This is a genomic window from uncultured Algibacter sp., assembly GCF_947490405.1.
In the GTDB taxonomy this organism is placed as follows: Bacteria; Bacteroidota; Bacteroidia; order Flavobacteriales; family Flavobacteriaceae; genus Algibacter_B.
Genome location: NZ_CANLGU010000001.1, coordinates 387,207 through 404,993 on the forward strand (window position 1 = coordinate 387,207; position 17,787 = coordinate 404,993).

The 17,787-nt window shown below is 33.1% G+C and carries 25 protein-coding genes; 1 reads left to right on the forward strand and 24 read right to left on the reverse strand.

Going from position 1 to position 17,787, the window contains the following annotated elements; translation table 11 throughout:
- The first annotated feature begins 69 nt into the window (after positions 1-69).
- Positions 70-2,142 carry a tetratricopeptide repeat-containing sensor histidine kinase gene (locus Q0772_RS01420; RefSeq protein ID WP_298339208.1) on the forward strand — a complete coding sequence of 691 codons (2,073 nt, stop codon included), beginning with the start codon at positions 70-72 and terminating at the stop codon, positions 2,140-2,142.
- A gap of 145 nt (positions 2,143-2,287) precedes the next feature.
- Here the strand turns inward: Q0772_RS01420 and ctlX are convergent, their stop codons facing one another.
- From ctlX to rpsQ, 24 genes are all read right to left on the reverse strand, one after another.
- Complete coding sequence (gene ctlX, locus Q0772_RS01425; protein WP_298339211.1) at positions 2,288-3,223, reverse strand: citrulline utilization hydrolase CtlX; 936 nt, start codon at positions 3,221-3,223, stop codon at positions 2,288-2,290.
- 2 nt (positions 3,224-3,225) lie between these two features.
- Positions 3,226-4,140: an arginine deiminase family protein gene (locus tag Q0772_RS01430; protein WP_298339214.1), complete on the reverse strand. Its 915-nt coding sequence runs from the start codon at positions 4,138-4,140 to the stop codon at positions 3,226-3,228.
- Positions 4,141-4,289: 149 nt separating this feature from the next.
- Positions 4,290-5,576 carry a citrate synthase gene (locus tag Q0772_RS01435; RefSeq protein WP_298339217.1) on the reverse strand — a complete coding sequence of 429 codons (1,287 nt, stop codon included), beginning with the start codon at positions 5,574-5,576 and terminating at the stop codon, positions 4,290-4,292.
- A gap of 177 nt (positions 5,577-5,753) precedes the next feature.
- On the reverse strand, positions 5,754-7,046 hold the full coding sequence (gene eno, locus Q0772_RS01440) for a phosphopyruvate hydratase (RefSeq protein ID WP_298339222.1): 1,293 nt from the start codon (positions 7,044-7,046) through the stop codon (positions 5,754-5,756).
- Positions 7,047-7,202: 156 nt separating this feature from the next.
- Positions 7,203-8,306: a glutamine-hydrolyzing carbamoyl-phosphate synthase small subunit gene (gene carA / locus Q0772_RS01445; protein ID WP_298339226.1), complete on the reverse strand. Its 1,104-nt coding sequence runs from the start codon at positions 8,304-8,306 to the stop codon at positions 7,203-7,205.
- A gap of 86 nt (positions 8,307-8,392) precedes the next feature.
- The gene (rplQ, locus tag Q0772_RS01450; RefSeq protein ID WP_298339229.1) at positions 8,393-8,869 is read right to left on the reverse strand and encodes a 50S ribosomal protein L17; all 477 of its coding nucleotides are present in this window, start codon (positions 8,867-8,869) and stop codon (positions 8,393-8,395) included.
- 61 nt (positions 8,870-8,930) lie between these two features.
- Positions 8,931-9,923, reverse strand: coding sequence for a DNA-directed RNA polymerase subunit alpha (locus tag Q0772_RS01455; protein ID WP_298339231.1), 993 nt, complete (start codon positions 9,921-9,923; stop codon positions 8,931-8,933).
- Between the two features lie 95 nt (positions 9,924-10,018).
- Positions 10,019-10,624 (reverse strand): 30S ribosomal protein S4, encoded by a 606-nt coding sequence (gene rpsD, locus Q0772_RS01460; protein ID WP_298339235.1) that lies wholly within the window; start codon positions 10,622-10,624, stop codon positions 10,019-10,021.
- 190 nt (positions 10,625-10,814) lie between these two features.
- The gene (gene rpsK, locus Q0772_RS01465; RefSeq protein WP_298339242.1) at positions 10,815-11,198 is read right to left on the reverse strand and encodes a 30S ribosomal protein S11; all 384 of its coding nucleotides are present in this window, start codon (positions 11,196-11,198) and stop codon (positions 10,815-10,817) included.
- Between the two features lie 116 nt (positions 11,199-11,314).
- Positions 11,315-11,683, reverse strand: a complete 369-nt coding sequence (rpsM, locus tag Q0772_RS01470) for a 30S ribosomal protein S13 (protein ID WP_298339246.1) — start codon at positions 11,681-11,683, stop codon at positions 11,315-11,317.
- 3 nt (positions 11,684-11,686) lie between these two features.
- The gene (gene ykgO, locus Q0772_RS01475) at positions 11,687-11,803 is read right to left on the reverse strand and encodes a type B 50S ribosomal protein L36 (RefSeq protein WP_013305171.1); all 117 of its coding nucleotides are present in this window, start codon (positions 11,801-11,803) and stop codon (positions 11,687-11,689) included.
- A 4-nt stretch (positions 11,804-11,807) separates the two neighbouring features.
- Positions 11,808-12,023, reverse strand: coding sequence for a translation initiation factor IF-1 (gene infA / locus Q0772_RS01480; RefSeq protein WP_007094967.1), 216 nt, complete (start codon positions 12,021-12,023; stop codon positions 11,808-11,810).
- 10 nt (positions 12,024-12,033) lie between these two features.
- A complete protein-coding gene (gene secY / locus Q0772_RS01485) occupies positions 12,034-13,392 on the reverse strand; it encodes a preprotein translocase subunit SecY (protein ID WP_298339290.1) in 1,359 nt (452 codons plus the stop codon).
- A 14-nt stretch (positions 13,393-13,406) separates the two neighbouring features.
- Positions 13,407-13,859, reverse strand: a complete 453-nt coding sequence (gene rplO, locus Q0772_RS01490) for a 50S ribosomal protein L15 (RefSeq protein WP_298339298.1) — start codon at positions 13,857-13,859, stop codon at positions 13,407-13,409.
- 17 nt (positions 13,860-13,876) lie between these two features.
- Positions 13,877-14,056 carry a 50S ribosomal protein L30 gene (gene rpmD, locus Q0772_RS01495; RefSeq protein WP_298339301.1) on the reverse strand — a complete coding sequence of 60 codons (180 nt, stop codon included), beginning with the start codon at positions 14,054-14,056 and terminating at the stop codon, positions 13,877-13,879.
- 11 nt (positions 14,057-14,067) lie between these two features.
- Complete coding sequence (gene rpsE, locus Q0772_RS01500) at positions 14,068-14,592, reverse strand: 30S ribosomal protein S5 (RefSeq protein ID WP_237231806.1); 525 nt, start codon at positions 14,590-14,592, stop codon at positions 14,068-14,070.
- A gap of 9 nt (positions 14,593-14,601) precedes the next feature.
- The gene (gene rplR, locus Q0772_RS01505) at positions 14,602-14,958 is read right to left on the reverse strand and encodes a 50S ribosomal protein L18 (protein WP_298339306.1); all 357 of its coding nucleotides are present in this window, start codon (positions 14,956-14,958) and stop codon (positions 14,602-14,604) included.
- An 11-nt stretch (positions 14,959-14,969) separates the two neighbouring features.
- Complete coding sequence (gene rplF, locus Q0772_RS01510) at positions 14,970-15,512, reverse strand: 50S ribosomal protein L6 (RefSeq protein ID WP_298339310.1); 543 nt, start codon at positions 15,510-15,512, stop codon at positions 14,970-14,972.
- Positions 15,513-15,530: 18 nt separating this feature from the next.
- Positions 15,531-15,929 (reverse strand): 30S ribosomal protein S8, encoded by a 399-nt coding sequence (rpsH, locus tag Q0772_RS01515; RefSeq protein ID WP_298339312.1) that lies wholly within the window; start codon positions 15,927-15,929, stop codon positions 15,531-15,533.
- Between the two features lie 68 nt (positions 15,930-15,997).
- Positions 15,998-16,267 carry a 30S ribosomal protein S14 gene (gene rpsN / locus Q0772_RS01520; protein ID WP_136480159.1) on the reverse strand — a complete coding sequence of 90 codons (270 nt, stop codon included), beginning with the start codon at positions 16,265-16,267 and terminating at the stop codon, positions 15,998-16,000.
- 3 nt (positions 16,268-16,270) lie between these two features.
- The gene (gene rplE, locus Q0772_RS01525; protein WP_298339321.1) at positions 16,271-16,822 is read right to left on the reverse strand and encodes a 50S ribosomal protein L5; all 552 of its coding nucleotides are present in this window, start codon (positions 16,820-16,822) and stop codon (positions 16,271-16,273) included.
- 2 nt (positions 16,823-16,824) lie between these two features.
- Entirely contained in the window at positions 16,825-17,136 is a 312-nt protein-coding gene (rplX, locus tag Q0772_RS01530) for a 50S ribosomal protein L24 (RefSeq protein ID WP_298339324.1), read from the reverse strand.
- Positions 17,137-17,151: 15 nt separating this feature from the next.
- Positions 17,152-17,520: a 50S ribosomal protein L14 gene (gene rplN, locus Q0772_RS01535; protein WP_069831953.1), complete on the reverse strand. Its 369-nt coding sequence runs from the start codon at positions 17,518-17,520 to the stop codon at positions 17,152-17,154.
- 2 nt (positions 17,521-17,522) lie between these two features.
- A complete protein-coding gene (gene rpsQ / locus Q0772_RS01540; RefSeq protein WP_298339326.1) occupies positions 17,523-17,780 on the reverse strand; it encodes a 30S ribosomal protein S17 in 258 nt (85 codons plus the stop codon).
- Positions 17,781-17,787: the final 7 nt, after the last annotated feature.

Here is a 17,787-nt window from a genome sequence, read left to right on the forward strand (position 1 = left end):
ATCTTATTTTCCCTCAAAATTTAAGACCCCTTTACATTGCCTGATTCTAGATGTGATTTAAATGTTATAATGAGGAGAATAATTACTTTACTGATTATGTTGTCTACTTCTGTGGGTTTTTCGCAAACCTATGATATAGATAAACTTGCCTTAGAACTAGCATTCCAAGAACAAGACTCCTTAAAAGTTGAAACGTCTCTGAAACTCATCAAAGCGCTTTATGAGGCTGATGATTATGAAAGAGCCTTGGAGTACATTTTAAAAAGCGAAAAACTCTCCAACAATTTAAACTACAAAAAAGGCATTGCAGAAATAGCCTATTACAAATCTTTAATTTACGCTCAGAAAAACGACTATATTAATGCAATAAGTGGTTACAACAAATCAAAGGCCCTGTTTAATACTCTAAAAGACACATTAAGTGTTGCCAAAGTAAATAATAGCATTGGTTTGATAGAGATTAAACGCGGAAACTATAACAAAGGTTTAGACTTCTCTTTAGCTGCAATAAAGGAACTTGAAAAAAGAAACCTTGTTAAGGACCTTAACTTGGCCTATAGTAATTTAGCCAATGCTTATTATAATATAAACCTTTATGAAAAAGCCATTGAATTTTACTTAAAAGCACTTGATGTACAATTAAAACTTAATGACACTAAGGGCATAAACGAATCGCATAGTAAATTAGCTGAACTTTATTCTAATAAAAAAGAGCATCGAAGAGCTATTGAATATTATGAGAAATTATTAGAAAACACAGCACCAAATAACGATTCAATAAGAGGACAAATATTTCCTAAATTAGGTGGTGAGTACTTAAAGTTTAACGACTATAATAAGGCCACAAAATATCTTATTACTGGATACAATATAAATATCAGAACAAAAAATCAAGCTGGATTACTTCTTGCTTTAAATAATTTAGGAGATTTAAACTTAAAACAAGGCCGCTTACAAACCGCTGAAAAGCAACTTTTAGATGCTGGTACAATTGCTAAAAAACTTAATAACAAAACAGAATTACTAAGGCATTACAAACTCATGAAGTCTTTGGATTCTACAAGGCGTCGTTTTGATAGAGCTTTTGTATGGCAACGTGAGTATTACGAGCTCAACAATATACTTAAAAAGGAAACAAAGATAGTATCTCCTATCATTACCGAAACTCAAAAATCAGTTAAAGCAATAGATTCTGAGACGAATAACATTATTCAAGATGTTAATCCTACAAATAATCTTTCTTTAGAAGAAAAGGCACAAATTGATAAAAAACTAGATAAGTACAAACTTTTACTCTATGCATTGCTTGCAGCACTCATTGTAGTTTCAGCTTTACTAGTGTTAGTTTACTTAAAACGCAATAGTAATATCAAGTACATGCAAGAGCTTGAAGAAAAAAACATCAAAATTGAGCTTGAAAATGAAGCTTTTTCAGAACAAACCAAGCATCTTGAAAATGTCAACAATGTTAAAGACAAACTATTTTCAATTGTATCTCATGATTTAAAAGATTCCCTCTCTTCAATTAATGGTTTTATAGATTTACTCAAAGATGGTTCCTTATCGCGAGAAGAGTTTGATAATTTAATACCAGAGTTAAGCGAAAATGCTAACAATGCTTCGTTATTACTTTTCAATTTACTTAACTGGTCCAAATCTCAAATGCAATCTTTAGAGCCAAAACCAAGTTTATTTGATATTCAAGAGGTTTTTGAAAGTAAAGTAAAACTTATAGATCAGCGTGTGGAAAATAAAGGTATTAACCTAGTAGACCACTCTCTAAGAGATTTTGCTTACGCAGATAGAAGCATGTTCGAAATCGTTGTACAAAACTTATTAGCCAACGCTCTTAAATTTTGTAAAAGCGGTGATACTATTACAGTTTCCAATCACATTAGTAATGGTAGTTGTATCGTCAGTATTGCAGATACAGGTGTGGGTATTTCTGAAGCAAATCAAAAAAAGTTATTCAAAAGTAGTTCTTTCACCACTATGGGAACCGATAATGAAAAAGGCACTGGTCTTGGTCTATCAATCTGTAAAGAATTGGTTGAACTCAACAATGGTAAAATTTGGGTAGAAAGCACTCAAGGAGTAGGCAGCACATTCTATGTACAGTTGCCTAAATCCAGACCATCATAAAATTTAAGTAATCTAATTTATTTTTTTGAGCGTTCCTCCCGCTTAGGCGGAGTCGGGCTTTCACTACTCAATCCTTCACCCGATAGCTATCGGGATCAGGGATTTCAAACATACCGTTCAATCCCTAACGCACCTATCTGCCAAATTAATTTTTTGGTAAAAACACCTCTGCCATCATACAACGAGCACTTCCACCACCACAAGTTTCAATAGTCTCTAAAGAACTCGATACTATTTTGGTATGCGTTTCAAGTGTTTCTATTTGAGAAAGCGTTAAACAATCATAAGCCGCTTGACTCATAATTAAAAAGCGTTCATCATTAGCACCTTTAACCTGCAACATATTTCCAGCAAAATTAGTCACTTGCTTTTCAGATATATCTATGATAATTTTATCATCTTCCTTCAAGTGTTTAATCACATTTTTACGTTCTTTCTTGTCATCAATACTACTTAAACAAATTACAGCGAAGGTTTCCCCTATACACATCATTACATTAGTATGATAAATTGGTTTTCGCTCTTCATTAACGGTTTGATAAGATGTGAAAATTACAGGAGTAAACTCAAAATCTTCACAAAACTCTATAAACAAATCTTCATCAGCACGAGGTGACAAAGCACAATAAGCTTTCCTATTTACCCGATCAAGTATTACACTACCCGTACCTTCCAAAAACACGTGTTCTTCTTCAGCACTTGTATAATCAATAATATTGTTAATGTAAAACCCTTTTTCTTCTAGAGTTTCAAGAACATCTTCTCGTCGTTCTAAACGTCTATTTTTTGCAAACATTGGATACAATCCAACATCACCATTCTCATGAAAAGAGACCCAATTGTTAGGAAAGATTGAATCTGGTGTATCGTAGTCTAATCTATCATCTACCACTATCACATCAACACCTATATCTCTTAATTTTTCAACATAAGTATCAAACTCTTTTTGCGCTCTAACGTTAATAGTTTCAGGTAGAACACCATCAATAGACTCTTGATAATAATTATTTACAGCCGTTTGTTCATTCATCCTAAAGTTTACAGGACGAATCATCAAAATAGAGTTTGTTGTCTGTTCCATAATTAGTCTCGTATTAAAGGCATAGTTGTACATCTCAACAAACCTTCTTGTTTGCCAATTTCAGAAAAAGGCACTTCTTCAACAGTAAAATCTTGATTTCTTAACCAATTATTGAGTCTGGTAAAGTTTTGTTCAGAAATAATGACATCTTCAGAAATAGAAAATACATTACTACACATTTGATACATTTCTTCTTTTGTGATTTCAAAAACGTTTTCTTTTCCAAAAAAATCAACCAACCATTCATATTCCTTCTCAACTAAAAACCCATTTTTATGAATAATAGCTTTCCCTTTTCCTAATGGATTAAAGCAACAATCTAAATGTAATGCATTCTCTTTGGGGTTTGTATTAGACTTTCTTAGTTCGAATGATTTTACGGTTTTATTCGGAAACAACTCCTGTATTGCAATTACTGCATCTATATTTGTTCTGGCTGTAATTAAATCTGAATAGTCTTCACCAGAATAAGTACCGACAAAAATATAATCATTCCATGGCATTACATCCCCACCTTCTACATGGCATGCTTCCGGCAAAATGATACGTTTATCTTCAGCAACCTGATTCCATATATAATCTATAGCATGAACCTCATCTTCCCTGTGAGGTAAAATATTAGCTTCTATCATAATATCTTCAATTACAAAAGCAATATCGCGTGCAAATATTTGATTGCAATCTTTTATAACTTGAGGTCTGTAAACCTTAACATCATATTTTTCAAAAACTTTAGCAACGGCATTCAACTCCTTAATCATGTCTGATTCCGTTGGGTATGTTCCAGCTAGAATATGTTCAATACTCTTAGGATCGTAACAATCTTCAATTTTAGGTGTCCGCCCATTACTCTCTGCTGTTCCTAAAACCACCGATTTTAACCTTGAAGTTTCATTTTTTACATTTAATTTAAGCATACAATATTCAAAATATGTTAAGAAACGAAAGCATCAAAGCTAATAATTATTAAGGAGAAATTACGTAATTACTAAAATTTACTCTTAAAAAAAGAAAAAGCTTCATAGAAAAACTATGAAGCTTAAGAATTATTTAAAAAAACAATTATCTATCTTTTATTAATTGGAATAAAATCTCTGTTAGTTTCTCCAATATAGAGTTGTCTTGGTCTACCAATTGGTTCCTTACGCAAACGCATCTCTCTCCATTGTGCAATCCAACCTGGTAAACGACCTATTGCAAACATAACAGTAAACATTTCAATTGGAATACCCATAGCACGATAGATAATTCCAGAATAGAAGTCTACATTAGGATATAATTTTCTATCTACGAAATACGGATCTTCTAATGCTTCCTTTTCCAATCCTTTTGCTATTTCTAAAATAGGATCTTCAACACCTAAATCATGTAAAACTTGGTCCGCAGCCTTCTTTATAATTTTAGCTCGCGGATCAAAATTCTTATATACTCGATGACCAAAGCCCATTAACCTAAATGGATCGCTTTTATCCTTAGCTTTTGCCATATACTTCTTTGTATCTCCACCATCTTCTTGAATAGCCTCTAGCATTTCAAGTACAGCTTGGTTAGCCCCACCATGAAGCGGACCCCAAAGCGCTGATATTCCAGCAGAAAGAGATGCAAATAAGCCTGCATGGGATGAGCCAGTAATTCTTACTGTTGAAGTCGAACAGTTTTGCTCATGATCTGCATGTAATATCAATAACTTATCCAAAGCATCAACTAAAACTGGGTTTTGAACATAGCAGCTATTTGGTCTTGAAAACATCATTTTTAAAAGATTTTCAACATAGCCTAGTGAATTATCACCGTAATCTAATGGCTGACCTTGCTTTTTTCGCATCGTCCAAGCTACTAGAACAGGCATTTTTCCCAATATCCTTACGACAGACTTATACATATCCTCTTCAGAATCCACATTAACTGAAGAAGGGTTAAACGCAGTTAAAGCACTGGTTAAAGAAGAAATTACCCCCATTGGGTGTGCTGCTTTTGGAAAAGCATCTAATATTTTCTTTATATCCTCATCTACAGCTGACTCAGCCTTAATATCATCATGAAATTTATCATTCTGCTCTTTAGTTGGCAATTCTCCAAAAATCAATAAGTAGGCTACCTCTAAAAAATCCGCTTTTTCAGCTAATTCTTCAATTGAATATCCTCTATATCTTAAAATTCCTTTCTCTCCATCTAAAAAAGTAATTGCACTTTCACATGAACCTGTATTCTTATAACCAGAATCTAAAGTAATTACACCACCTGTACTTGCTCTTAATTTAGAAATATCAATTGCAACTTCATTTTCTGTCCCTTTAACCAAAGGGAATTCATACTTTTTATTATCAATCTCAATTGTAGCTTTATTTGACATATGTTTTTAGCGAGTTTTGTTTTGTTTTTTGCGGAGTGCTAAATTACGAAATCTAAGCCTATTTTTAAAGATTATTAAGAATGATTTAACCAATTAACATATTGTTAAAATTGATACCAAATAAAAAAGCGATTATCAAAAAATAATCGCTTTTTTTTTATATTATAAAATATATAGTTATTTCACTTTAAAAGCATTTTCTCCTGGAAAATAAGCTACTTCCCCAAGCTCTTCTTCTATTCGTAATAACTGATTGTATTTAGCCATACGATCAGAACGAGATGCAGAACCTGTTTTTATCTGACCTGTATTTAATGCAACTGCTAAATCAGCAATAGTGTTATCTTCTGTTTCACCAGAACGGTGAGACATTACAGATGTATAACCTGCATTATGCGCCATATTTACAGCTGAAATAGTTTCTGTTAAAGATCCTATTTGGTTTACTTTTATTAAAATAGAATTTGCAATACCTTCATTTATACCTCTTGATAAACGCTCAACATTAGTTACAAATAAGTCATCACCAACTAATTGTACTTTATCGCCAATTAATTCTGTTAAATAACTCCAACCTTCCCAATCGTTTTCATCCATACCATCTTCAATTGAAATAATTGGATATTTTGAAGCTAATTCAGCTAAGTATTCAGCTTGTTCTTTAGAGGTTCTTACAACTCCCGAATCACCTTCAAATTTCTTATAATCGTATTTACCATCAACAAAAAATTCTGCAGATGCACAATCTAAAGCAATCTTAATTTCATCACCAAACTTATAACCAGCATTACTTACAGCTTTTGCAATAGTATCTAAGGCGTCTTCTGTACCACCTGACAAGTTTGGCGCAAAACCACCTTCATCTCCAACAGCAGTGCTTAAATTTCTATCGTGTAAAACTTTTTTCAAATGATGAAAAATTTCAGTACCCATTTGCATAGCATGCGTGAAATTTTTAGCTTTAACAGGCATAATCATAAACTCTTGAAATGCAATTGGTGCATCACTATGCGAACCTCCATTAATGATATTCATCATTGGTAATGGTAATGTATTTGCTGAAACACCACCTACATAGCGATACAGTGGCATGTTTAACTCATTTGCCGCTGCTTTTGCAACTGCTAAAGAAACTCCTAATATAGCATTAGCGCCTAATTTTGATTTATTTGGAGTACCATCTAAATCAATCATTATCTTATCAATAAGGTTTTGCTCAAAAACAGAAACTCCTAATAGCTCCTCAGCAATTATAACATTTACATTCTCTACAGCTTTTAAAACACCCTTACCCATATAAGTATCTCCTCCATCACGCAATTCAACGGCTTCATGCTCTCCTGTTGATGCTCCAGAAGGTACAGCAGCTCTTCCTAAAATATTGTTTTCAGTTACTACATCCACTTCAACAGTTGGGTTACCTCTTGAATCTAGAATTTGTCTGGCGTGGATATTAATTATTATACTCATAATTAGTTTATTTTTAATCTGTTAATTGCTTCAAATTTACGGTTAAATCTTGTTTATTTTTAGATGTTTTTGAAGAATTTCAGAAATTAACATCTATAACGTTTTAGTAAAATCAAACCCCAAAAATAGATGTCTTTTTTTGAGGTTTTACAACTATTATTTCTTTAAATTTTCGATAAATTGATCAAAAAGATAAACCGAATCGTTTGGTCCAGGACTAGCTTCTGGATGATACTGCACAGAAAACACATTTTTGTTTTTCATCTTTAAACCTGCAACTGTATTATCATTTAAATGAACATGCGTAATCTCCAAATCGCTATTTGCTTCAGCTTCTTCTCTATTTACAGCAAAACCATGATTTTGTGAAGTAATTTCACCCTTTCCTGTAATTAAGTTTTTTACTGGATGATTTATTCCTCTGTGCCCATTATGCATTTTATAGGTAGAAACGCCATTTGCTTGCGCTATAACTTGATGTCCTAGACAAATCCCAAATAGGGGCAAATCTCTTTTGATAATCTCTTTAGCAACTTCTTGTGCTTCAACCAGAGGCTCAGGATCTCCTGGTCCGTTTGACAAGAAATATCCATCAGGTTTGAATGCTTCTAAATCTTCAAATTTAGCATTATATGGAAACACTTTTATATAAGCATCTCTACCCGCAATATTTCTTAAAATATTCTTTTTAATACCTATATCTAAAGCTGCAACTTTATAAGTAGCATTTTCATCACCAAAATAGTATGGTTCTTTGGTTGATACTTTTGAGGCTAACTCTAAACCTTCCATATTTGGTACTTTAGCCAACTGTTTTTTTAGGCCTTCTATATTATCTACTTCTGTTGAAATAACAGCATTCATCGCGCCATTATCTCTTATATAGCTTACAAGAGCTCTTGTATCAACATCTGAAATAGCTAGTAAGTTGTTTTTATCTAAAAAATCTTCTAAAGACTCATCTGCTGCATCTCTAGAATATTCATAACTAAAATTCTTTACTATCAAGCCAGAAATCTTTACAGACTCAGATTCGACTTCATCATTATTAGCACCATAATTGCCAATATGTGCATTAGTTGCTACCATGATTTGCCCATAATAAGAAGGGTCTGTAAAAATTTCTTGATAACCTGTCATACCTGTGTTAAAACAAACTTCACCAAACGAAGTACCTTGTTTACCACCTACTGCTTTACCGTGAAAAATAGTACCATCTGCTAGAAGTACGATGGCTTTTTGTCTTTTTTGATATTTCATATTTATTTTGAAAGTTTTGCAAAATTGCATAAAAAAAAGGATAAACTAAAATAGTTTATCCTTTATATATTAAATGCTTATTAACATTATTCTTCTTCGTTAGATGATTTAGTATCAACTGGAGGAATAGATGTAGTAGGCTTAGCACCTCCTCTTCTACTTCTTCTTGTTGTTTTCTTCTTAGCTTTATCAGCATTATAGATTTCGTTATAATCAACTAATTCTATCATAGCCATGTCTGCGTTATCACCCAAACGATTTCCTAATTTGATAATTCTTGTATAACCTCCTGGTCTATCACCAATTTTAGCAGCTACATCTCTAAACAATTCTGCAACGGCTTCTTTTTGTCTTAATTTTGCCATTACTAAACGTCTATTGTGCGTCGTATCTGATTTAGATTTTGTAATCATTGGCTCAACAAACTGTTTTAAAGCTTTAGCTTTAGCAACTGTTGTGTTAATTCGCTTGTGCTCTATTAAAGAACAAGCCATATTTGCTAACATAGCTTTTCTATGCGCTGTTTGTCTACCTAGGTGGTTTACTTTTTTTCCGTGTCTCATGACATTTGTTTTATCATCTTGCTACCAAACCACGTTATTCGTGGGAGCAAAATATGATTAATTAATCTTTATCTAATTTATATTTGCTTAAATCCATTCCGAAGTTTAAACCTTTAACATTAACTAGCTCTTCTAGCTCTGTTAAAGATTTTTTACCGAAGTTACGGAACTTCATTAAATCGTTTTTGTTAAATGATACTAAATCTCCTAAAGTATCAACTTCTGCAGCTTTTAAACAATTAAGCGCACGTACAGATAAATCCATATCGATAAGCTTTGTTTTAAGCAACTGACGCATATGAAGTGATTCTTCATCATAAGTTTCAGTTTGTGCAATTTCATCAGCTTCTAAAGTAATACGCTCATCAGAGAATAACATGAAGTGATGAATTAATGTTTTAGCAGCTTCGGTTAAAGCATCTTGTGGTGTTATTGAACCATCAGTAATGATTTCAAAAACTAATTTTTCGTAATCTGTTTTTTGTTCAACACGATAGTTTTCAATGCTGTACTTAACATTTTTGATTGGTGTATAAACCGAATCAGTAAAAATAGTTCCTATAGGTGCAGAAGCTTTTTTGTTTTCTTCAGCAGGTACGTAACCTCTTCCCTTTTCAATAGTAATTTCCATATTTAAATTCACTTTAGGATCTAAATTACAGATTACTAATTCTGTATTCAAAACTTGAAATCCTGAAATAAACTTTTGAAAATCACCAGCTGTTATTCTATCTTGTCCAGAAATTGATATTGATATTGATTCATTATCAATATCTTCAATTTGTCTTTTAAAACGAACTTGCTTTAAGTTTAAGATAATTTCTGTTACATCTTCTACAACACCTGCTATAGATGAAAATTCGTGATCTACACCTTCAATCCTAACTGATGTAATTGCAAAACCTTCTAAAGAAGATAATAAAACTCTTCTAAGTGCATTTCCAACTGTTAGTCCGTAACCTGGTTCTAGTGGTCTGAATTCGAATTTACCTTCGAAATCAGTAGAATCAATCATGATTACTTTATCGGGCTTTTGAAAATTAAATACTGCCATTTTTTTCTTCGTTTTAATTGTTATTTAGTTGCGCGGTTTTTAAGTTTGAAGAAGACAAATAAACCCTTTGGCTAAATACCAATATGATTAAATTATTATTTAGAATATAATTCGACTATGAATTGCTCGTTTATATTTTCTGGGATTTGAATTCTTTCAGGAACAGAAACGTAAGTACCAGACTTTGTATCGTTATTCCAAGTAATCCATTCATAAACATTACTTGAATTTGAAAGTGATCTATCAATAGCTTCAAGTGATTTTGATTTCTCTCTTACAGCTACAACATCCCCTGCTTTTAAAGAGTAAGAAGGTATATTTACTAATTCACCATTTACAGTGATGTGCCTGTGAGATACTAATTGTCTTGCTCCACTTCTAGTTGGTGCAATTCCCATTCTGAATACCACGTTATCCAATCTAGATTCACATAATTGTAGTAAAACCTCACCAGTAATTCCTTGTGCAGCTCTTGCTTTTTTAAATAATCCTCTAAATTGACGTTCTAAGATACCGTAAGTATACTTAGCTTTTTGTTTTTCTTGTAGTTGAATTGCGTACTCAGATTTTTTCCCACGTCTTCTGTTATTTCCATGTTGACCTGGAGGGTAATTTCTTTTTTCGAACGATTTATCATCTCCGAAGATAGCTTCGCCAAATTTACGAGCTATTTTAGTTTTAGGACCAGTATATCTTGCCATTTTAAATTTGTTTTGAGAGTGATTATGAATTAAGGTCTTAATCTTATCCTTCGATAATCGCCAATCTCTCGTTAATACTTGTTAATTATTTTTTCGGTCTGCAAATTTACACAAAAATTAATATCATCTGATATCAGATGATATTAATTTTCTATTTGCCTTAATTTAATTCTCGCTAGCTAGAACGAGATTAAACTCTTCTTCTTTTTGGTGGACGACATCCATTATGTGGTAATGGTGTAACATCAATAATTTCTGTTACTTCAATTCCAGCATTGTGGATAGAACGGATAGCAGATTCTCTTCCATTTCCTGGACCTTTAACATAAACCTTTACTTTTTTCAAACCAGCTTCTTGTGCTACAGCAGCAGCATCTTCAGCAGCTAATTGAGCAGCATAAGGTGTGTTTTTTTTAGACCCTCTAAATCCCATTTTACCAGCTGAAGACCATGAGATTACATCGCCTTTTTTGTTGGTAAGTGAAATAATGATGTTATTAAAAGAAGCTGTTACGTGAGCTTCTCCAACTGCATCCACTATTACTTTACGTTTTTTTGTGCTTGTTTTTGCCATATTCTTTTAGTTTTTAGTTGCTAGTTTTTAGTTATTGGAATCCTAAACTTTAACATTTCAAACAGATTCTTCTAACGTCCAAATACTAATGACTAATGACTATTTTTAATTATTAATTATGCTTTCTTCTTATTAGCAACAGTTTTTCTTCTACCTTTTCTGGTTCTAGAGTTGTTCTTAGTACGTTGTCCTCTTAATGGTAAACCAGCTCTGTGACGAATTCCTCTGAAACACCCAATATCCATTAAACGCTTAATATTTAATTGAGTTTCAGAACGTAATTCACCCTCTATAGTGTAAGTTCCAACTGCTTCACGAATTCCACTGATGTCATCATCAGTCCAATCCTGAACTTTTGTACTTTCATCAACCTTAGCAGTTGTTAAAATTTCTTTCGCTCTACTTCTACCTATTCCATAGATATAAGTTAAAGAGATAACTCCTCTCTTATTTTTTGGTATGTCTACACCTGCAATTCTTGCCATAGCTTATCCTTGTCTTTGTTTGAATCTAGGATTCTTTTTGTTAATGACGTAAAGTCTTCCTTTTCTACGCACAATTTTACAATCTGCGCTTCTTTTTTTAACTGATGCTCTTACTTTCATCTTGTTAGTATCTATAAGTTATACGAGCCTTAGTTAAATCATAAGGACTCATTTCTAATTTTACTTTATCTCCTGGTAACAACTTGATGTAATGCATACGCATCTTACCAGAAATATGTGCTGTCACAATGTGACCATTTTCTAATTCTACACGGAACATCGCATTAGATAATGCTTCTATAATTGTCCCATCCTGCTCTATTGCTGCTTGTTTTGCCATAGTATAATAATTAAGCTACTGCTTTTCTATTTTTACCTGTCTTCATCAAACCATCATAATGTCTATTCAACAAATACGAATTGATTTGTTGCATTGTATCAATGGCTACACCTACCATAATTAATAAAGAAGTGCCTCCGAAAAATAAAGCCCATCCTTGTTGTACTCCCATTAGTTTAACAACTACTGCTGGCAAAATAGCTATAAGCGCTAAAAAGATTGAACCAGGTAAGGTTATTTGAGACATTATTTTGTCTAAATACTCAGAGGTTTCTGAACCTGGACGAATACCAGGAATAAAACCACCACTGCGTTTTAAATCATCTGCCATTTTATTGGTAGGCACAGTAATTGCTGTATAAAAGTACGTAAATACTATGATTAATAAAGCAAATGTAATATTGTAAACTAACCCAAAAATATCAGAATAATTAGTTTGCAACCATGCTCCAAAAGCGGTTTCTTTTAAAAACGAAGACCCTCCAATTAAACTAGGAACAAACATAATAGCTTGTGCAAATATAATTGGCATCACACCAGATGCATTTAACTTTAATGGTATATACTGTCTTGATCCAGCCATGGCACTCTTCTCATAACCTCCAGAAGCAGTCCTTCTTGCATATTGCACGGCAATTTTTCTAACACCCATTACTAACATGATTGATGCCAAAATAATAACAAACCAAATTACCAACTCAATCAATACCATCATTAAACCTCCGTTTCCTCCACCCTCTAATCTGGTAGCTGAATTTTGTAAAAATGACTGTGGCAAAGTTGCTATAATACCCACCATAATCAATAATGAAATACCGTTACCAATACCTTTATCAGTGATTTTTTCTCCTAACCACATAGCAAAAATACAGCCTGTTACTAATATTGTAACCGAAGAGAAATAAAACAAAGGCCCTGTTCCTAGCAAGAAAGCTGTTGTTGGGATACCTAAAGCAGGTAAGCTTGCCAAATAACCCGGAGCTTGTAATAAACAGATAGCAATAGTTAACCAACGCGTGATTTGAGTAATTTTCTTTTGTCCACTAGCTCCTTCCTTTTGCAATTTTTGCAAGTAAGGAATAGCTATACCCATTAATTGTACAACAATAGAAGCAGAAATGTAAGGCATAATACCTAATGCAAATACAGAAGCTCTTGCTAAAGCCCCACCAGTAAACATATTAAGGATAGTTCCTAAACCACCTCCATCAAAATTACCTGCATAATCAGTGAGTTGAGCAGCATCAATACCTGGTAATGTTACTTGCGCACCAAAACGATAAACCAATAACAGTCCCAATGTAACTATGATTCTGTTTCTTAGTTCCTCTATTTTCCAAACATTTTTTATTGATTCTATAAATTTCATACTTATAATAAGTCTTAGATAGTTACGGCTTCTCCTCCAGCAGCTTCAATAGCAGCTTTTGCTGAAGCAGAAAACTTGTGAGCAGATACTTTTAATTTTGCTTTTAACTCACCTCTTCCTAAAATTTTAACTAGATCATTTTTTCCAGCTAATCTATTAGAAAACAGAGTTTCAAAATTCACAGTGTCTTTTACTTTTTTATCATCTACTAACGCTTGTAAAGTATCTAAGTTTATACCTTGATACTCGACACGATTAATATTTGTAAAACCAAACTTTGGCACACGTCTTTGTAATGGCATTTGCCCTCCTTCAAATCCTAATTTCTTAGAATATCCAGAACGAGACTTAGCTCCTTTGTGACCACGCGTAGCTGTACCACCTTTTCCTGAACCTTGTCCGCGACCTACTCGCTTGCCTTGTGTTTTTACCGATCCTTTTGCCGGTTGTAAGTTACTTAAATTCATTTTTTTAGTTATATATTTTAAGCTTCTTGTACAGAAACTAAATGTGAAACTTTAGCAACCATACCAAGAATGTTTGGTGTAGCCTCATGCTCTTTTACTTGACCAATCTTTTTAAGACCTAGAGCTTCTAAAGTTCTTTTTTGTCTTTGCGTACGATTGATTGCGCTTTTAACTTTTGTTACTTTAATCTTTGCCATCTCAGTATATATTAAGCGTTAAAAACTTTTTCAAGTGAAATACCTCTATCTCTTGCAATAGTATTTGCGTCTCTTAACTGTAATAAAGCATCAAAAGTTGCTTTCACTACGTTATGAGGATTTGAAGATCCTTGAGATTTTGATAATACATCGTGTACACCAACTGCTTCAAGCACTGTTCTAACAGCACCACCAGCAATAACACCTGTACCAGGAGCAGCTGGAATAATATTTACTCTTGCTCCACCGTATTTACCTTTTTGCTCATGTGGTAATGTTCCTTTGATAATTGGAATTCTAACTAAGTTTTTCTTAGCATCTTCAACAGCTTTTGCTATCGCACTAGCTACATCTTTAGATTTCCCTAAACCTTGTCCTACAACACCAGCTTCATCACCAACTACAACAATAGCCGAAAAACCAAATGCTCTACCACCCTTAGTTACTTTAGTTACCCTTTGTACACCAACTAAACGATCTTTAAGATCTAATCCACCTGGTTTTACTAATTCTGCACTTTTATATTTTTGAAACATAATAATATCTTAAAATTTTAGTCCTGCTTCTCTAGCTCCTTCAGCTAATTGTTTAACTCTACCGTGGTATAAATAACCACCTCTATCAAAAGAGACAGTTTCTACACCAGCTTTTAAAGCTTTTTCAGCAAGTGCTTTACCTACTAATTTAGCTACCTCAGATTTAGTTGCTTTTGCAGCACTAATATTTTTATCTCTTGAAGATGCTGCACTTATAGTTTTACCAGTAACATCATCTACTAATTGAGCATAAATTTCTTTATTACTTCTGTAAACAGCTAACCTAGGTCTTGCTTCTGTACCAGAAACAACCTTACGGATTCTGTTTTTTATCCTTAATCTTCTATCGTTCTTTGTCAATGCCATAACCTTAATTATTAAGCTGATTTACCTGCTTTTCTTCTTAATTCTTCACCAACAAACTTGATTCCTTTTCCTTTGTATGGTTCAGGCTTTCTAAATCCTCTAATTTTAGCAGCCACTTGACCAACAAGTTGTTTATCAAATGATGTTAGTTTAACTATTGGATTTTTTCCTTTTTCTGATATTGTTTCAACTTTTACTTCAGGAGCAATATTTAAAACAATATTATGAGAATATCCTAAGGCTAAATCTAATTTTTGTCCTTGGTTTGATGCTCTGTAACCTACACCTACCAATTCTAATTCTTTAGTCCACCCTTTAGATACTCCTTCAATCATATTATGCATTAATGATCTGTATAAACCATGTTTTGCTTTCTGATCTTTAGTATCAGAAGATCGTGTTACCATAACATTTCCTTCTTCTACTTTAATTTCAATAGAGTCGTAATTTTGTGTTAACTCTCCTAATTTTCCTTTTACAGTTACTACGTTATCTTTAACATCAACTGTTACACCTTCTGGAATGGCTACTGGATTATTTCCTATTCTTGACATTTCTTTCTGGCTTTAAAATTAGTAAACGTAACATAAAACTTCACCACCTACATTATCTCTTTTAGCTTGCTTGCCTGTCATAACTCCATGAGAAGTTGAAACAATAGCAATACCTAAACCGTTTAAGATACGTGGTAAATCATTAGCACCAGCATACTTACGTAAACCTGGTGTACTAATACGTTGAAGTTTCTTGATTACTGGTTCTTTTGTTTCTTTATTGTATTTAAGAGCTATTTTAATAGTCCCTTGTACAGAAGAATCATCAAACTTGTAACTTAAAATATATCCTTGTTCGAATAATATTTTAGTAATGTCTTTTTTAAGATTAGACGCAGGAATCTCTACCACTCTGTGGTTAGCACGCACTGCATTTCTAATTCTTGTCAAAAAATCCGCAATTGGATCTGAGTACATAATGAATTGATTTTGTGGTCTTGGTTTTCGAACTATTTCGAACCTTAAACCTGATTATTTAAATAATATTACCAACTAGCTTTTTTAACTCCGGGAATAAGACCTTGATTAGCCATTTCTCTAAAAGTTACACGAGAGATTCCGAAAGTTCTCATATACCCTTTTGGTCTCCCTGTTAATTTACATCTATTATGCTGACGTATAGGAGATGCGTTTTTTGGCAGCTTTTGTAATGCTTCATAATCTCCAGCTTCTTTTAAAGCTTTACGTTTGGCTGCATACTTAGCTACTGTTTTAGCTCTTTTTACCTCACGGGCTTTCATTGATTCTTTAGCCATATCTTAGTTCTTTTTAAAAGGTAACCCTAATTCAGTTAATAATGATTTTGCTTCTTTATCGGTGTCTGCGGTAGTTACAAAAGTAATATCCATACCAGAAATCTTATTCACTTTGTCAATATTTATTTCTGGAAAGATAATTTGCTCGGTAATACCTAAATTGTAATTACCTCTACCATCAAATCCTGTAGCTTTTATTCCATTAAAATCTCTAACACGTGGTAGTGCAGAAGTTACTAAACGATCTAAAAACTCATACATTCTTTCACCACGTAAAGTTACTTTTGCACCAATTGGCATACCCTTACGTAATTTAAAAGATGCAACATCTTTTTTAGATAATGTAGATATCGCTTTCTGTCCAGAAATAGTAGTTAATTCCTCAACAGCATAGTCAATTAACTTTTTGTCTGCAACTGCTGCTCCAACCCCTTTAGATATTACTATCTTAGAAAGCTTAGGAACTTGCATTACATTTTTATATCCAAATTCGTCTGTAAGAGCTGCAATTACTCTGCTTTTATACTCTTCTTTAAGTCTTGGTAAATATGCCATAACTATATTACTTCGTTAGATTTTGTTGAAAATCTTTCTTTTTTATCACCTTCTATTCTATAACCAACTCTAGTTGTTTCTCCTTTAGAAGTCAACAATGATAAGTTAGAAATATGAATAGCAGCTTCTTTCTCTACGATTCCGCCTTGTGGGTTTTGTGCACTTGGTTTAGTATGTTTCTTAACCATGTTAACACCCTCAACGATCGCTTTGTTCTTTGCTATTAATACTTTTTGTACTTTACCTTCGGAACCTTTATGGTCTCCAGCAATTACTTTTACAGTATCTCCAGTTTTTATTTTAAGCTTTGTCATCTTACAAATAATGTATTAAAGCACCTCTGGCGCTAATGATACAATCTTCATGAATTGTTTATCACGAAGTTCTCTAGCAACAGGACCAAAAACACGTGTTCCTCTCATTTCACCCGTTGGGTTTAATAAAACACAAGCATTATCATCAAATCTTATATAAGATCCGTCTGGTCTTCTTACTTCTTTCTTGGTACGAACAACTACTGCTGTAGAAACCGCTTTTTTCTTAATATTTCCATTAGGAGTTGCATCCTTTACAGAAACAACTATTTTGTCTCCAACAGAAGCATATCTTCTTTTAGTACCACCCAAAACACGGATAACTAAAACCTCTTTTGCTCCAGTATTGTCTGCTACTTTTATTCTTGATTCTTGCTGTAACATAATTATTTAGCTCTTTCTAGGATTTCTACTAATCTCCAACATTTAGATTTACTCATAGGTCTTGTTTCCATGATTCTAACAGTATCACCTTCGTTGCAGTCATTTGTTTCGTCGTGTGCTACGTACTTTTTTGTTTTTAGTACGAACTTACCATACATAGGATGCTTTACTTTTTTCACCTCAGAAACCACAATAGATTTCTGCATTTTGTTACTTGTAACAACTCCTATACGTTCTTTTCTTAAATTTCTTGTTTCCATCTTTAAG

What these genes read in the sequence shown, in the direction of transcription:
- Q0772_RS01420 (WP_298339208.1), top strand. Translation starts at nt 70, where the DNA reads ATGAGGAGAATAATTACTTTACTGATTATGTTGTCTACTTCTGTGGGT.
- ctlX (WP_298339211.1), bottom strand. Translation starts at nt 3,223, where the DNA reads ATGGAACAGACAACAAACTCTATTTTGATGATTCGTCCTGTAAACTTT.
- Q0772_RS01430 (WP_298339214.1), bottom strand. Translation starts at nt 4,140, where the DNA reads ATGCTTAAATTAAATGTAAAAAATGAAACTTCAAGGTTAAAATCGGTG.
- Q0772_RS01435 (WP_298339217.1), bottom strand. Translation starts at nt 5,576, where the DNA reads ATGTCAAATAAAGCTACAATTGAGATTGATAATAAAAAGTATGAATTC.
- eno (WP_298339222.1), bottom strand. Translation starts at nt 7,046, where the DNA reads ATGAGTATAATAATTAATATCCACGCCAGACAAATTCTAGATTCAAGA.
- carA (WP_298339226.1), bottom strand. Translation starts at nt 8,306, where the DNA reads ATGAAATATCAAAAAAGACAAAAAGCCATCGTACTTCTAGCAGATGGT.
- rplQ (WP_298339229.1), bottom strand. Translation starts at nt 8,869, where the DNA reads ATGAGACACGGAAAAAAAGTAAACCACCTAGGTAGACAAACAGCGCAT.
- Q0772_RS01455 (WP_298339231.1), bottom strand. Translation starts at nt 9,923, where the DNA reads ATGGCAGTATTTAATTTTCAAAAGCCCGATAAAGTAATCATGATTGAT.
- rpsD (WP_298339235.1), bottom strand. Translation starts at nt 10,624, where the DNA reads ATGGCAAGATATACTGGTCCTAAAACTAAAATAGCTCGTAAATTTGGC.
- rpsK (WP_298339242.1), bottom strand. Translation starts at nt 11,198, where the DNA reads ATGGCAAAAACAAGCACAAAAAAACGTAAAGTAATAGTGGATGCAGTT.
- rpsM (WP_298339246.1), bottom strand. Translation starts at nt 11,683, where the DNA reads ATGGCAAGAATTGCAGGTGTAGACATACCAAAAAATAAGAGAGGAGTT.
- ykgO (WP_013305171.1), bottom strand. Translation starts at nt 11,803, where the DNA reads ATGAAAGTAAGAGCATCAGTTAAAAAAAGAAGCGCAGATTGTAAAATT.
- infA (WP_007094967.1), bottom strand. Translation starts at nt 12,023, where the DNA reads ATGGCAAAACAAGCAGCAATAGAGCAGGATGGGACAATTATAGAAGCA.
- secY (WP_298339290.1), bottom strand. Translation starts at nt 13,392, where the DNA reads ATGAAATTTATAGAATCAATAAAAAATGTTTGGAAAATAGAGGAACTA.
- rplO (WP_298339298.1), bottom strand. Translation starts at nt 13,859, where the DNA reads ATGAATTTAAGTAACTTACAACCGGCAAAAGGATCGGTAAAAACACAA.
- rpmD (WP_298339301.1), bottom strand. Translation starts at nt 14,056, where the DNA reads ATGGCAAAGATTAAAGTAACAAAAGTTAAAAGCGCAATCAATCGTACG.
- rpsE (WP_237231806.1), bottom strand. Translation starts at nt 14,592, where the DNA reads ATGTTTCAAAAATATAAAAGTGCAGAATTAGTAAAACCAGGTGGATTA.
- rplR (WP_298339306.1), bottom strand. Translation starts at nt 14,958, where the DNA reads ATGGCATTGACAAAGAACGATAGAAGATTAAGGATAAAAAACAGAATC.
- rplF (WP_298339310.1), bottom strand. Translation starts at nt 15,512, where the DNA reads ATGTCAAGAATAGGAAATAATCCAGTAGCCATTCCAGAAGGTGTAACA.
- rpsH (WP_298339312.1), bottom strand. Translation starts at nt 15,929, where the DNA reads ATGTACTCAGATCCAATTGCGGATTTTTTGACAAGAATTAGAAATGCA.
- rpsN (WP_136480159.1), bottom strand. Translation starts at nt 16,267, where the DNA reads ATGGCTAAAGAATCAATGAAAGCCCGTGAGGTAAAAAGAGCTAAAACA.
- rplE (WP_298339321.1), bottom strand. Translation starts at nt 16,822, where the DNA reads ATGGCATATTTACCAAGACTTAAAGAAGAGTATAAAAGCAGAGTAATT.
- rplX (WP_298339324.1), bottom strand. Translation starts at nt 17,136, where the DNA reads ATGACAAAGCTTAAAATAAAAACTGGAGATACTGTAAAAGTAATTGCT.
- rplN (WP_069831953.1), bottom strand. Translation starts at nt 17,520, where the DNA reads ATGTTACAGCAAGAATCAAGAATAAAAGTAGCAGACAATACTGGAGCA.
- rpsQ (WP_298339326.1), bottom strand. Translation starts at nt 17,780, where the DNA reads ATGGAAACAAGAAATTTAAGAAAAGAACGTATAGGAGTTGTTACAAGT.